Below are 13,909 nucleotides of genomic sequence, written 5' to 3'. Positions count from 1 at the left end.
CGGATTGTTAGCTCAGCTGGGAGAGCACCGCCCTTACAAGGCGGGGGTCACTGGTTCGAACCCAGTACAATCCACCAATCAATAGCAGTAAGCCCCAGGATGGTTAGCTCAGCTGGGAGAGCATCGCCCTTACAAGGCGAGGGTCACTGGTTCGATCCCAGTACCATCCACCATATCTTTTAATACCTCCTTGCCAGAACTTGAGTTAGCAACCCTGTCAAAACCTAGTCGCTTCAAGGCACTTTTTTATTGCACCATCAGATTTCGCATAAAGCTGTTTTTCATAAAAACTCATCCGGCCAAACTACAAAACAGGCGTCAGCTTTAACTCAATGCCCTGATAAAACAAGGTGGTTTTACCTTCATAACCTGAATCAGTACCGATGAAGATCCAAACCGACCCGCTGCTGTCACTGGTAAAGGTCAGTTTTTTATCAGCAACTGAACTGATAGTTTTTGCCTGATACTTGCTGCCATCACAAGGCACACCCGCGACCGCAATATTGCCAAGCACCTTAGACTGAGCGCCGTCCTGACTTTGATTCCCTTTGGCGACATTCAGGGTATAACCCTGTTGTTTTGGCTCTATATCGGCATAACCAAAATGCAGATATACCGACTCACCCGGCGCGCCGCCAATACCCACACAACCAGCGCCACTGTGGGACAACAAAGTTACCTTGACACTGCCCTGATAACGGGTCGAAGGCTCCAGCCCGCTGATCCGGCGTTTGAGAAACATAAACAAATCGTCACTGCGGTTATGGCCGGATAACATAAAGCCAGTGCCGCTAAAACCTGCCGGCAAAGTTTTAATGCCGGCATCGAGCTGATAAATATCAGCATTGTCAGGTGGATAATCGGCAAAACCGGCCTGCCAGCCCTGTGCGCCCAGATTAAATTGATAGTCAAATTCTGCGTCTTTATCGTCACTGTTCAGCTGCACTTTGCAACCGGCCAACAGTAAGAGGGGTAAACAGCAATACACTTTGTAGTTCATATCGATCTCCGCTGAAGGTTTGACTCCAGCCTAACCAGAGCACTGGTGCCAAGCTGTAACCATCTGTCAGCAGAATGTAAAAAACGCACCAAAGACACGGCGCTCAAGTGCCTGTTTCATCGTCAGTTCTGTCCTGCTATAGTACCAATTATCTCCTATCAGACCCGCTGGCCTATTGATGGATCAAAACCTCAGCCGAGAAATTAAAATTCTGATCATCGACGAGCAGGCTCTGGCGCAAAACTATCTGCGGTTTGCGCTGGAAAAGCTCGGTTATACCCAGGTGCATTTTACCGACAAAGCCCAATCCGCTTTGCAGATGTGCAACGACCGCCAGTTTGACCTGATTATTTGCTCCTTTAACCTGCAACAGGGCAAAGACGGTTATCAGCTGTACGAAGAACTAAAAGTACGGCGCATTCAAAAACTCAGCACCGGCTTTATTTTTATCAGCGCCGAAACTGACCCGTCTCTGGTTTACAGTGTACTGGAGCTGCAACCTGATGAATTTCTTGCTAAACCCTATACCATGCGCGATCTGCAGAACCGGATCGAACGGGTGCTTAAACGCAAACAGGAGCTGATGCCGATTTACCAGTGGCTGGAGCAAAACCGGCTCGACCGCGCCCTGCAGCAGCTGGATCACATGCTGGCCGAAGGCCAAACCCCCAGGCTGGTGCCGGTGTTATTGAGGTTTAAAGGCGATTTATTATTACAGCTGGCCGATTATGACAAAGCCCAGCTATTTTTCCGCTCTGTGCTGGCCGTACAACCTTTTAACTGGGCCAGAATGGGGCTGGTAAAAACCCTGCTGGCCAAAGGGGATGTAGCCCAGGCCACGGCAGAAATGCAGCAGCTGGAACAAAAAGGTGAAACCAGACTCTTTGCTTTGGAGCAGCTGGCTGAACTTGAGTTTCGCCGTGACGAGTTTGAACTGGCGCAACAACATCTGGAGCAGGCCACTTCACTGGCACCACGCAATTTATTCCGCCAGCAAAAACTGCAGCAACTGTCCAGGCTCAATCACGACTATGAAAGGCAATATAAAGCCGCCCGCGATATGGTGAAATTTGCCCGTTATTCTATGTATGAGCAGCCGGAGCTGTACTTAAATCTGGCGCGCGCCTGTATTGATTTTGCCGTGAGTCTGGATGAAGACGGTGAAACCAACAAACTGAGCAAACAGGCAAACGATTGCCTGAGTAATCTGAAATCCCAGTTTCCCGATGCCGACACCAAAGAGCAGCAACTGGTGGTGCAGGCACGTTTGTTGTATTTAAAAGATCAAAAAGACAAAGCGAAAAAACTGCTGGCTGAACTTGATCATCACAACATAGTGATCGACAACCTGGAAGCTGCGCTGGATAAAGCCAAAGCTTTACATGAGGTTGGACTTAGCCAGGCGTCCAGACAATGGTTTGAACAAATCACCCGCTATTGTCAGCAACAACAAACCGATCCTTATCTGAAAAGTTATTTGCAGCAGGAAAGTAACGAACGAGCTGAACTGACCACACCACCGCGTGAGCTGAACAATATTGCCGTTATGCATTTTCAGCATGGCAACTGGCAGGCTGCGCTGGCCGCTTTTGAACATGCGTTCCGGTTATTGCCGCGCAACAGCGGCATAGCGCTGAACTTATTACAAAGTATGCTGACGGCACCGGAACATCTGCTGCCACCACAAAAACGCCAGCACCTGACCCAGGCCTGTTTGCGCACCATAGAAAAAGGCAAACTGGATCCTGAGCAAAACCGCCGTTTTGAACAGCTGAAGCTCAAACATCCTTCGGTGTTCGCCCGCTAATCAACGTCATCTTCGCTGCTGGCTTGTTCGTTTTAACTGTCGGCTTGTTCGTTTTAACTGTCGGCCTGTTCTTTATCTTCCGGCCATTCAGCAAACACCAGCGGCAGTTTTTTACTGCCAAGCAACCAGGCCAAAGCCAAAATTAAAAACAGTGGTGCCAGCAACAACCAGGGCGCGTTCAGCGCAACAAAAGGCGGCAAGTGGCTGATAGTCCAATATAAATCTACCGCCACTACCGGCAGTAATAACCATTTGCTGTGGCGCCAGATAAAAAACCAGAATTTTTTCGCCCGGCCACGCCTGAGTTTTTTGTCATAAGGCACCCTTTGGGTCAGGGCCGCAAATACCAGCAAAACCGGCAGACAAAGCAGACAAGCCCGGACAAAATCAGCACTTTGTGGATAAATCCAGCCCAGCATCGAACGCTGTTCCGCCGGCAAAGTTAAGGTCAGCAACCAGCAGATATAAGGGCGCAGCAGCAACAACAATAACAAATACAACCGGTTTGGCACCCGATGTAAACCATCAGCGTCCAGTAACGGCAGTTCGGCATATTTTTTTGGTTGTGCTGTCATTAGCGGCAAGCGCCCCCGCCTTTGACCATTAAAACGCCTGCCACTGCAGCAGGCGCTGACCACAAGGCACTGACATAGTCCGGGCGCAGTGGACTTTTGTTACTGCAAGACCTCATTTTAAAGCCCGTGCTCCTGTTAAAGACCATGCTCAGCAAAAAGCGTCAGCATCTGATCTTCTGTCCAAACCGCCACCCCCAGCTCTTCGGCCTTGGCCAGTTTAGAACCGGCATTATCGCCTGCAATCACCGCATGGGTTTTGGCCGACACCGAGCCTGCCACTTTTGCGCCCAACTGCTGCAGTTTGTCTTTGGCTTCATCCCGCCCCATTGCCGTTAAAGTGCCGGTTAATACCAGGGTTTGGCCTGCAAGCGGCTGTGCCACTTCAGCTTTGGCGGCTATTTCCGGCCAGTGCAGACCCACAGCAATTAACTCGCTGATCACCTGCTGCTGATGGGCATCCTGGAAAAAATGTAACAAACGACCTGCGACTACAGCGCCCACATCGGCAACCGCCAGCAACTGCTCTAAAGTGGCCTGCTGCAAAGCTTCTAAGCTGCGAAAATGATTCGCTAAATTAAGCGCCGTGGCTTCGCCGACATCACGAATACCCAAGGCATAAATAAATCGCGGCAGTGTGGTGGTTTTGGCGTTGTCGATAGCGGCCAGCAGCTTCAGCGCTGATTTTTCGCCCATCCGCTCCAGTCCAACCAGCGCCGGCATATCCAGCTTAAAAATATCTGCAGGCGTGTGTACCAAGCCTTCGTCCACCAGCTGTTCTATCAGTTTGTCACCCAAACCTTCGACATCCAGCGCTTTACGCGACACAAAGTGTTTCAGTGCTTCTTTTTGCTGCGCCGGGCAATATAACCCGCCGCTACAACGGCTGACGGCTTCGCCTTCTACCCGCTCTATATCCGACTGACATACCGGACACTGAGTGGGGAACACTATTTCCCGGCTTTGTTCACGAAGCTCTGGCACCACAGCGACAATTTGTGGGATCACATCACCGGCACGGCGCACTATTACAGTGTCGCCAATCTGAATGCCCAACCTTTGAATTTCATCCTGATTGTGCAAAGTGGCGTTGGATACGGTAACCCCCCCCACACTGACCGGCTCCAGCCTTGCCACAGGCGTGATAGAGCCGGTGCGGCCCACCTGAAATTCCACATCCAGTAAACGGGTGGTTTTTTCCTGTGCCGGAAATTTAAAAGCAATGGCCCAGCGTGGCGCCCGTGACACAAAACCAAGCGCCAATTGCTGCGTCAGGCTGTCGACTTTAAGCACCACACCATCAATTTCATAAGGCAGACTGCTGCGTTTTTCGCCAACTTGCTGATGGTACGCAAGCGCTGCGTCGGCACCTTTACATAAACGAATTTCCGGGCACACCGGCAAGCCCCAGCTTTTTAGTTGTTGTAAACGCTGATAATGGCTCTGGTTATCCAGTTTACTGTCCGGGTCCTGCACTACACCCACCGCATAAGCGTAAAAGCTTAAAGGGCGGCTCGCAGTCATTTTCGGGTCGAGCTGGCGTAAACTGCCGGCCGCCGCATTACGCGGGTTGGCAAACACCTTGTCACCCTTTTGTTTAGCCTCTTCGTTCATGCGCTCAAAACCGGCCAGCGGCATAAACACTTCGCCGCGCACTTCCAGCACAGGCGGGAAATCCCCTTGTAAGCAGAGCGGTATACAGCGGATAGTCTTGATATTGCTGGTAATATCTTCGCCGGTGTAACCGTCGCCACGCGTGGCCGCCTGCACCAGCAGGCCGTTTTCATAACGGATGCTGACGGCTAAACCATCGAGTTTGGGCTCTGCACAAAATGTAAATTCAGTTTGTTGGTCCAGCCGGTCCGCCATCCGCTGATAAAAGGCCCTGAAATCCTCATCGGCAAAAGCATTATCCAGCGACAACATCGGTACCTGATGTTGCACCTGACCAAATTTATCCAAAGGCTTGGCGCCAACACGCTGGGTAGGCGAATCTGCAGTCACCAGCTCAGGGAACTGCTGTTCCAGCTGCTGTAATTGTCTAAACAGCAGATCAAAATCTGCGTCCGGAATACTGGGGTTATCCAACACATAATATTGATAATTATGCTGATTAATTTGCGCGCGAAGCTTGGTTATCTGCACCAGGGCGGCATCGGAAGAATTTATCTGAGTCATCACATTCACAGGGTCGGGCTTTTTTTGATGGGCTATAGCATGGGGGCTAGTTGGGCTGAGTGCAAGAGGCAAAAGCTGCTGCGTCGTCCGCTTGCTAACCAACTGCACAAATAATAACGGGCTCTGCCAGTCTGAAGCAAAAAGGAGGCCGATGAGGCCTCCTTCGGCTGCAATAATGTCCCCACCAGATTAGTTTTGCTGCCAGCTTAAAGTCACACCACTAAAGCTGCTGTAAGCGCGCAGGCCAATATACCAGCTGCCGGCCTGTGGATTGCTGATACTGCAACTTTCGGTATTGCCGTTTTTATAAGGACGGCACTGATAGCTGCTGGTGGTTGGATTGCTGCCAAACCGCAGGTATAAATCGGCATCTCCGGTGCCACCGCTGCTATTAACCTGCAGCGAGGTGGCGCCCGCCGGCACTGTCACAGTTTTATAAATCCACTGGCCTGAACTTGCCGCCAGATTAGTCCATTGGCCGCTGTTGCCAGGTGGCGGTGTGGAACTGCCGGCATTGCCCAGCTCCAGCGCAAAAGACAACCCCAGTTTGGCAAACTTCAGCGCATGTAAGGCACTGGAGTCTGAATTGGCGAGTGTGTCGTTTGTGGTGTGAATGCGCGGGTTGGAAGCGTTAAAACGGGCCTCAAACGGCATAGCGGCAGCAAAACCGGCATTGTGCCATGAAGCATGATCGGAGCAGCCATAACCACAAACATCATTGGCTTGTTTTAAGGTAGGCTGATAAGTACTGATGAGGCTACGTAAATAGCTGTTTAATGAAGCATTGGTGTAGTCGGTGATCAACACTATATCTTCAGCACTGCCTTTGTAGTTGGTCATATCCAGCTGCAAAGCCGCCACTATATTATGCCCTGCGCTTGCTGCCGCATTGGCAATATCTTTACTGCCCCTAAGCCCCACTTCTTCCGCGGCATAACCATAAAATTTAATAGTGCGCTTGGGCCGCAGGCCCTGACTGGCCATCACCCGGATAATATCGGTTAGGGTGGCAATACCGGAAGCGTCATCATCAGCACCCGGCGCTCTGGTACTTTCAGTGGTGCCACTTTGATTGATGGAATCGAGATGCCCCCCCAGCACCACAATTTCATTGGGCCTTTCACTGCCGGTCATGGTTAATAACACCGACTGCTGATTGTAACCACTGTGGCTAACGCGGCTGACACTGACCCAGCTTAAACCCGAGACCAGGCTACTCCACTGGCTGGCTATCCAATCGGCCGCATTTTTGCCGACCGTGGTGTTGTAATACCTGTTGGTAAAAGCCGATAAATCGGCAATAGTCTGGGCAATGCTGGCGTTATTCAGCAGTGGCAAACTGCTATTGACCAAAGTGGCTTGTGTAAGAGGCGGTGCGTTAAAAGTGGCCAGCGACACTGGATTGGCCTGTGCAGCCATGGCTTCTTCCAGACTGTTATGGGCAATAAAACCACCACAACGGTGTAATTCACGGTGAATTTGGCTGCTGAGCGCCGCAATATCCTCTTCCTGAATTTGTGCCAGTACCGGCAGGCGAATCGCCCCCGGCGTCTGCGGCAAACTATGTTGGTTTTGCAGCAATTGCAGATTTTCCCGCGGGTGCAGGCTGTAAGGCGCATTTTTTAATTGTGCCGCAGTGGCCGGATCCAAAGTGATCCAGACCGGATCGGCCAGCACAGGTAAAACCAATAAGCACAAAGGCAATAACATTAAACTTTTCATAACTGTTCCTGGTGTTTTTATAAGAATCACTATCGGTTGATAGCGCACCAAGCCTAGAAAAGACCGTTAAAAGCACCGGATATTTACATGACAATTTTGTGATATCAGCATGACAAGCACCTGCTATGCATGGGCAATAAAAAAACCGCCTGGCGGCGGTTTTTTTTACAGTGAAGTGCGAAAGGTATTAACCACGCAACAGCTGTTGGCGCTGGAACTCACGAATACGTTCCACATAATGCCGTACTGTTTGTACTGTGAGCATGCTGCGCTGACCGTCCAGCACCTGGCCACCAAATTCTTCAGCCAGTTTTTTTGCAGCACTATGCATAAGGTTAAAGTTCTGCAGCGCTTCACCAGGCCCTGGTAAGGTCATAAACAGGCTTAAACCACGGGTTTGCAGCTTGTCCATTTCTTCCAAATCAAAAGTACCTGGGTTAAACATATTGGCCAGGCTAAATAACACTTCGCCTGAGCCGGCGCTATCCTGATGGCGATGGAAAATATTCATTTCACCATATTTAAAACCTAAGGTTAGCAGGCTTGGCAACAACATAGCGCCGTTAATGTCCTGGCCTTCCGGCATCAGCACATACAAAATTAATACTTCATTGGTCACAGGCTCAGCCTGTTGCACCTGCTCGTCCATTTGATAAGACGTTTGCTGTTCATCATCTGCGCCAGCACTGAATGACATGGACGGCTCTGCGCGTTCAGTTGCACTCAGCTCAGCTTCCTGACGACGGATTTTTTTCACCGGCTCGCGCAATCTGTCGCTGCGTGGTGCTTTTACAATTTCCGGTTTTGGTTGGGGTTTTTCGCCCGGTGCCAGTTTACGTTTTTTACCTACACCAAACTCATCAAAACCTTCGGCCACTTCGCTATGTTTGTCTTCATCAAAAAAGCGGCTTTTTGCTTCGTGGTTTTGTTTGCGGTTACTCCATAAACCATGGATCACCAGCGCCGCCATACCTAATACACCTGCAACAATTAACGCATAACGAAATTCTTCAGCCATCATTTTTACCTTTTTGTTCTGTCAGGCTTGAGCCATTTTCACGGCATCTTCCACATCTACAGCCACTACACGTGATACGCCGGGTTCCTGCATGGTCACCCCCATCAGCTGTGCAGCCATTTCCATCGCAATTTTATTGTGACTGATATAAATAAATTGCACCGTTTCAGACATCTCCCGGACTAAATTACAAAAACGCCCTACATTAGCGTCGTCCAACGGAGCATCAACCTCGTCCAGCATGCAAAATGGTGCCGGATTTAGTCGGAAAATTGAGAACACCAATGATAAAGCGGTTAATGCTTTTTCTCCACCTGATAATAAATGAATAGTACTGTTTTTTTTACCAGGGGGTCTGGCCATAATGCTCACCCCTGTTTCCAATAAATCTTCATCTGTTAACTCGAGGTAAGCACTGCCGCCGCCAAACACTTTCGGAAACAAGCTTTGTAAACCCGAGTTCACCTGCTCATAGGTGTCTTTAAATTTTTGCCGGGTTTCGCGGTCAATTTTGCGGATGGCGGTTTCCAGCGTGTCCAGCGCACTGACTAAATCCTGATGCTGGGCATCCAGATATTGTTTTCGTTCATCCTGCTGGGCAAATTCGTCAATGGCCGCCAGGTTAATGGGGCCCAGCCGGTTTAATGCTTCACTGGTTTTATCCAGTTGTTGCTGCCAGACAGATTCAGTGGCATCCGCCGGTAAGTTTTGCTGCAGCTCACGAAAATTCACTTTTTGCTCTGTTAACAGCTCCAGCATATTGTTGGCACGCACACGAAAACCTTCAGCGTCGAGTCTTGCGCTTTCAATTTGTTTTTGTTTGGCCGCCAATAGCTGCTGTAAACCATGCTGGCCCTGCTCCAGCTCGCGCAGCTGTTGCTCCAGCACCGACTGTTGGTTTTGCAGCTGTAGTTTTGCGGCAGCAAGCTCATCACGCTCCAGCAACCAGGCCTGCAGCTGCTCCTGATCTTCGCCGTCCGGTTCGTCCAGTAAATCCAGCTGCGCCGTTAACAGCTGTAGTTTATCGGCCAGTTGTTGTTGCTGCTGCTGACTACGGGTTAAATGGGTGCGGGCCGCTTCCAGTTGCCGCTCCAGACTGACCTGATTCAGTGCCTGTTGTTGTTGCTGTTGACTCAGTTGTTGCTGGCGGGCGCGCCATTGTTGTAGCTGTTGTTGTGCCTGCATCAGCGCGGCCTGGGTATCCTGCGCCAGCGCCTGATGGGCGTCGAGCTCTGCCTGCACCTCCAGCTGCTGCTGTTGCCACAGCTCGAGGCTTGCCAGATCTTGTTGCTCTGATTGCGTAAGCTGCGCCAGCTCTTGTTGCAACTGCTGCAGTTGCTGCAGTTGTTGCTGCTGCTGTTGCTGGCATAACAACAGTTGGGTTTGATGCCCGGACACTGCAGTCTTCAGCGCTTCTGCCCTGCCCTGTCGCTCGCGAAGCTGTTCCTCCTGCAGCAGCAACTGTTGCTGCAGTTGCTGCTGCTCAAGTTCAACGCCAGAGAGCTGCTGTTTGAGGGCAGTAAGTTCAGCCTGAAGTTCTGCTGCCCGTTCTGACAGCGCCTGTGGGTTGTCCTGCTCATTTTTGCCGGCAACAATACGCCAGTTCGGGCCATACCAGTGGCCATTTTGCAGCATCACCGACTGATAAGGTAAAAGATTGGGCAGCATGGCAAGGGCGCTACTATCGTCCGCAGCCAGCAAAATATGGGCAAAATAAGCCGGCAGTAAATCACCTGACACCTTAGAGGCCAGGCTTGCTGTAGCTGATTCTGCCCGCTGCTGTTGCTGTTGCTGTGCAAACAAATAATGACCGGCAGCGTCCTGCTGATGGCCAGCAGTAATTTCACTAAAGTTCAACGCTGACAAAGCCACTGCCACGGCAACAGACCAGCCATCAGCAACCTGTAATTGCGGTAACAAGGGTTGTTGCTGCAGCAGTTTTTGTTGTTCTTTCTCAAGCGCAGCAAGGCTGCTACTCAGTTGTTGTTGCTGCTGGGCAATTTTTTGCGACTGAAGTTGCAGCTGCACTTTTTGCTGTTGCTGCGCCTCGAGTTCGCTACTTAAGACTTTGAGCTCGGCCCTAACCTGCGACAGCTGCTGCTCTGTATCCGCCAGCGCCTCGTTGTGTTGCTGAAGTTCAGCGGCCAAATCCTGAGTTACCAGTGCCTGATATTGCGCTCTGAGTTTGTGCTGACGTTCACTGTTTTGTTGTAGCAACAGCTTTTTATGTTCGGCTTGTAGTTCCAGTTGTTTTAGCTTTTGCTGCCACTGAAATTGCTGTTGCTGAGCGCTCAGCTGCGCCTGCTGCTGATCCTGCTGCTGCTGCTCCAGCAACAATAACTGCGCTGTCACTTCTTCCAGTTGCTGCGTAATCATTTCAGTGTCAGGTTGTTGCTCCAGCAATTGTTGCTGCAAAGCTTCCAGCTGCGCCTCTTCTTCACCAATTTGATCCAAGCCATGCTGTAAATTCAGTGCCAGACTGCGTTTTTCATCCTGCAGACTTTGCCGGCGCTGACGCTGATGTAGCAGTTGTTGCTCAAGCGCACTGATATTCACCCCAAGCTGATAATACTGCTGCTGGCGGGCATCCAGTTGCTGGCGTACTTCATCAAGCTCAGTTTTGAGTTCGGTCAGCTTTAAAAAACCGCCGCTGCCCTGGGTTTCAAACTGGGCTAAATCCAGCTCCAGTGCCGCCAGTTGTTGTTCTGCCTGCTGTAACTGGTTGTTATAAAACAGCCATTTTAAGCAAGTGAGTTCAGCTTTATACCGCCGTTCTGTGGCTTTGAGTTCTTTGTAGCGCTCGGCGGTGGCGGCCTGACGGCGCAGTTTATCCAGGTTTTTGCCCAGCTCTTCACGCACATCCGCCAACCGGTCGAGGTTATCGCGGGTGTGTTTAATACGGGTTTCGGTTTCGCGGCGCCTTTCTTTATATTTGGAGATTCCGGCCGCTTCTTCAATAAACACCCGAAGCTCTTGCGGGCGCGACTCTATCAGTTTGGAAATCATGCCCTGTTCGATAATGGCATAACTGCGTGGGCCAAGGCCTGTGCCTAAAAAGATGTCGGTAATGTCACGGCGGCGGCATTTACTGCCGTTGAGGAAATAATGCGACTGGGCGTCACGGGTGACCAAACGTTTCAGTGAAATTTCACTGCGATCGGCCAGGCTACCCTGCAATTTGCCCTGAGTATTTTCGAACACCAGCTCAACAGAAGCCTGAGATACCGGTTTACGCTGGGTTGAGCCGTTAAAAATAACGTCTGTCATGGCGTCGCCACGCAGATTTTTAGCCGAACTTTCGCCCAGCACCCAGCGTACTGCATCTATCACATTGGATTTACCACAGCCGTTTGGCCCCACCACACAGGTCATGGCCGCTGGAAATGGCACCTGAGTGGGGTCAACAAAAGACTTAAAACCGGCGAGTTTGATCTGTTTAAGACGCATGCTTTCGTTATTATCGGCCTTATTGCACTTACAGAATGTAACAAAATGACTTTGGGGTGTCACGGTAAAACTATTGCCGATCAGGGCTTTGCCTTCTAAGCTAGCCGCAATTGAGCAGATGTACTGCTGCTTTAGGCAAAATTGGTATCGCGCTGTTGTCATCAAAGCACTGCTATAACGCCGTTGGGTGTAGGGAGTTGATATGCATTATTTTTTTCAGGGTCTGGGTTTATTAAGCACCAAAGGTTTACGCCGTTTTGTGCTGATCCCACTCACCATTAACCTGCTGTTATTTGCCGTGGCGTTTTTTTTCCTGCTGCAACAGGTGCAGGGCTGGGTCGATTACCTGATGGGGTTTGTGCCTGAGTTTTTATCTTTTTTATCTTATGTGATTTGGCCCTTATTAGTGCTGAGTACAGTGCTGACCCTGGCCTTTAGCTTTACCATGGTCGCCAACTTTATTGCCGCACCTTTTAATGCACTTTTGAGTGAAAAAGTAGAACAACACCTGACAGGTCAGGCTTTGCCGGATCAGGGTTTTGCTGCATTTTTAAAAGATGTACCCAGAATGCTGGCGCGGGAATGGACCAAGTTTGTTTATTGTTTTCCAAGGGCTTTGGTATTTTTACTGGCGTTTTTCTTTATCCCGCTGGTGGGTCAGCTGATGTGGTTTTTATTTACTGCCTGGATGATGGCCATTCAATATTGTGATTATGCCTATGACAACCATAAAGTGCCTTTTGATACCATGCGCCAGCAGTTGCGTGCTGATTTAAGCGGCAGTTATGGTTTTGGCATGACAGTGGCGGTGGCCAGCATGGTGCCCTTTTTAAATTTACTGGTGATGCCGGTCGCCGTCTGTGGTGCCACAGCCCTTTGGGTTGACCGGTTTAAAAGCAGTCATTATCCGCGCTAACTCTGCACCACTGTGTGAGCTGTGCTCAGATACACAGAGATAAAAAAACGGCGTCCAGGGACGCCGTTTTTTATCGACAACTCAGCTTAAACTTTATGTGATAACTGACCTTTTTGTGCCTGACGGCGTTTTTTCCAGCGTTCCAGCTGCGAAATGCCCGGCGATTTTAAGCTGTTGCCATGGCCGTCAGATTTCACCACCACTGGGCGCGACACTATCAGGTTATTCGGATACACCACCAGTTCACCATCTTTGGTACGCAGCACAGTGCTGAATAAATTCACTTCAACTATGGTGCCTTCAATATGGTTACTGCCGTCAATAACCCGCACTGTGGCGCCCTGGGCAAAACTGCTCTGGCCCAGCAAAATAAAAAAAGCGGTGATATTACTGAGCAAACTCCAGGCGGCAAATAACGCCACACCAACCACGGCAATCATTGAAGAGGCCAGTACCAACAGACCTTTAATATCTATGCCCCAAACGATACTCAGCACTACAACCAGTAATAAAAACAACAGGATATGAAACACCACCATAGCGCGGCGGTTCATTTCCTCTTTGAGCATAGTGGCGGCAATAGTACGGTAGATAAAAGGCGCAATACGGCGGCTTAATACCGCATAAAACAGCAGCACTATACTGCTGATAATGATCTGCGCTATGGCCGGGCTAAAAGCCAATAATTCTTTATATTCGGCTAACCAGTTCACCAAAAAATTTCCTTTTTAATTCATAAAACTAATCTAAATCGTTCAGCGGCCAGCTAACGATATGATCTTCAAAATCTTCCAGCCTGACCGCAGCTTCAGAAATGGTTTTATTGCGCACCGACATCTGCTTTTTATGCATCAGGCTTTTTTTGCCGTTATTGAGCAGTGGATGCCAGCTGGGTAACCCGCGGCCTTCCTGCAGACGGCGGTAACTGCAACTGGTGGGCATAAAAAAGATATCTTTTAAATTTTCTTTGGTTAACTTCACGCAGTCCGGTACCAGCACAGTGCGGTTTTCATAACAGCTGCATTCACACTTATTGCTGTTCAGGTACTGACAGGCGATATTGGTAAAATACACTGTTTCTTCCGGCATGATGTAGTCGGTCGGCCCTTCCAGGCTTTCGTCTTCTTCATGAATAAATTTGTTCAGACAACATTTGGCGCAGCCATCACAAACGGCCTCCCATTCGGCTGTTGTCATTTCCTGCAGTGTTTTGGTTTCCCAGAACTTATCTTGTAACGTCATTTGAATT

At 49.9% G+C, this 13,909-nt stretch carries 10 protein-coding genes and 2 tRNA genes; 4 read left to right on the top strand and 8 right to left on the bottom strand.

From position 1 onward, the window contains the following. Position 1: 1 nt before the first annotated feature. Both N3Z11_RS17435 and N3Z11_RS17430 read left to right on the top strand, forming a co-directional pair. Positions 2-77 (top strand) — tRNA-Val (locus N3Z11_RS17435). Between the two features lie 20 nt (positions 78-97). Beyond that, positions 98-173: transfer RNA gene (locus tag N3Z11_RS17430), tRNA-Val, on the top strand. A gap of 131 nt (positions 174-304) precedes the next feature. Here N3Z11_RS17430 and N3Z11_RS17425 read toward each other — a convergent pair. Next, positions 305-946, bottom strand: a complete 642-nt coding sequence (locus tag N3Z11_RS17425; RefSeq protein WP_260658480.1) for a hypothetical protein — start codon at positions 944-946, stop codon at positions 305-307. Positions 947-1,178: 232 nt separating this feature from the next. Here N3Z11_RS17425 and N3Z11_RS17420 point away from each other — a divergent pair, with 232 nt between their 5' ends. Further along, positions 1,179-2,807 (top strand): tetratricopeptide repeat-containing response regulator, encoded by a 1,629-nt coding sequence (locus N3Z11_RS17420; RefSeq protein ID WP_260658479.1) that lies wholly within the window; start codon positions 1,179-1,181, stop codon positions 2,805-2,807. Between the two features lie 53 nt (positions 2,808-2,860). Here the strand turns inward: N3Z11_RS17420 and N3Z11_RS17415 are convergent, their stop codons facing one another. The 5 genes from N3Z11_RS17415 to smc form a co-directional block, all read right to left on the bottom strand. Further along, positions 2,861-3,382, bottom strand: a complete 522-nt coding sequence (locus N3Z11_RS17415; RefSeq protein WP_260658478.1) for a DUF2919 family protein — start codon at positions 3,380-3,382, stop codon at positions 2,861-2,863. Between the two features lie 135 nt (positions 3,383-3,517). Continuing rightward, positions 3,518-5,557, bottom strand: a complete 2,040-nt coding sequence (ligA, locus tag N3Z11_RS17410) for an NAD-dependent DNA ligase LigA (protein ID WP_260658477.1) — start codon at positions 5,555-5,557, stop codon at positions 3,518-3,520. A gap of 189 nt (positions 5,558-5,746) precedes the next feature. Next, complete coding sequence (locus tag N3Z11_RS17405) at positions 5,747-7,279, bottom strand: M20/M25/M40 family metallo-hydrolase (protein WP_260658476.1); 1,533 nt, start codon at positions 7,277-7,279, stop codon at positions 5,747-5,749. A 187-nt stretch (positions 7,280-7,466) separates the two neighbouring features. Further along, positions 7,467-8,297: a cell division protein ZipA gene (gene zipA, locus N3Z11_RS17400; protein WP_260658475.1), complete on the bottom strand. Its 831-nt coding sequence runs from the start codon at positions 8,295-8,297 to the stop codon at positions 7,467-7,469. Between the two features lie 21 nt (positions 8,298-8,318). After that, positions 8,319-11,744: a chromosome segregation protein SMC gene (gene smc / locus N3Z11_RS17395; protein WP_260658474.1), complete on the bottom strand. Its 3,426-nt coding sequence runs from the start codon at positions 11,742-11,744 to the stop codon at positions 8,319-8,321. Between the two features lie 202 nt (positions 11,745-11,946). Between smc and cysZ the strand changes: the two genes are divergently transcribed. Beyond that, entirely contained in the window at positions 11,947-12,660 is a 714-nt protein-coding gene (gene cysZ / locus N3Z11_RS17390) for a sulfate transporter CysZ (RefSeq protein WP_260658473.1), read from the top strand. A gap of 86 nt (positions 12,661-12,746) precedes the next feature. Here the strand turns inward: cysZ and N3Z11_RS17385 are convergent, their stop codons facing one another. Both N3Z11_RS17385 and N3Z11_RS17380 read right to left on the bottom strand, forming a co-directional pair. Continuing rightward, positions 12,747-13,373 (bottom strand): mechanosensitive ion channel family protein, encoded by a 627-nt coding sequence (locus N3Z11_RS17385; RefSeq protein WP_260658472.1) that lies wholly within the window; start codon positions 13,371-13,373, stop codon positions 12,747-12,749. A gap of 28 nt (positions 13,374-13,401) precedes the next feature. Further along, a complete protein-coding gene (locus N3Z11_RS17380) occupies positions 13,402-13,902 on the bottom strand; it encodes a YcgN family cysteine cluster protein (RefSeq protein ID WP_260658471.1) in 501 nt (166 codons plus the stop codon). Positions 13,903-13,909: the final 7 nt, after the last annotated feature.

This window comes from Rheinheimera sp. 4Y26, from assembly GCF_025245835.1.
Taxonomy (GTDB): Bacteria; Pseudomonadota; Gammaproteobacteria; order Enterobacterales; family Alteromonadaceae; genus Pararheinheimera.
This window is presented reverse-complemented; position numbering and strand designations above follow the sequence as displayed.

Bases quoted from the DNA above. Each gene is read 5' to 3' on its own strand.
- cysZ (WP_260658473.1), top strand. From the start codon at position 11,947: ATGCATTATTTTTTTCAGGGTCTGGGTTTATTAAGCACCAAAGGTTTA.
- smc (WP_260658474.1), bottom strand. From the start codon at position 11,744: ATGCGTCTTAAACAGATCAAACTCGCCGGTTTTAAGTCTTTTGTTGAC.
- N3Z11_RS17380 (WP_260658471.1), bottom strand. From the start codon at position 13,902: ATGACGTTACAAGATAAGTTCTGGGAAACCAAAACACTGCAGGAAATG.
- N3Z11_RS17405 (WP_260658476.1), bottom strand. From the start codon at position 7,279: ATGAAAAGTTTAATGTTATTGCCTTTGTGCTTATTGGTTTTACCTGTG.
- ligA (WP_260658477.1), bottom strand. From the start codon at position 5,557: ATGACTCAGATAAATTCTTCCGATGCCGCCCTGGTGCAGATAACCAAG.
- zipA (WP_260658475.1), bottom strand. From the start codon at position 8,297: ATGGCTGAAGAATTTCGTTATGCGTTAATTGTTGCAGGTGTATTAGGT.
- N3Z11_RS17415 (WP_260658478.1), bottom strand. From the start codon at position 3,382: ATGACAGCACAACCAAAAAAATATGCCGAACTGCCGTTACTGGACGCT.
- N3Z11_RS17420 (WP_260658479.1), top strand. From the start codon at position 1,179: ATGGATCAAAACCTCAGCCGAGAAATTAAAATTCTGATCATCGACGAG.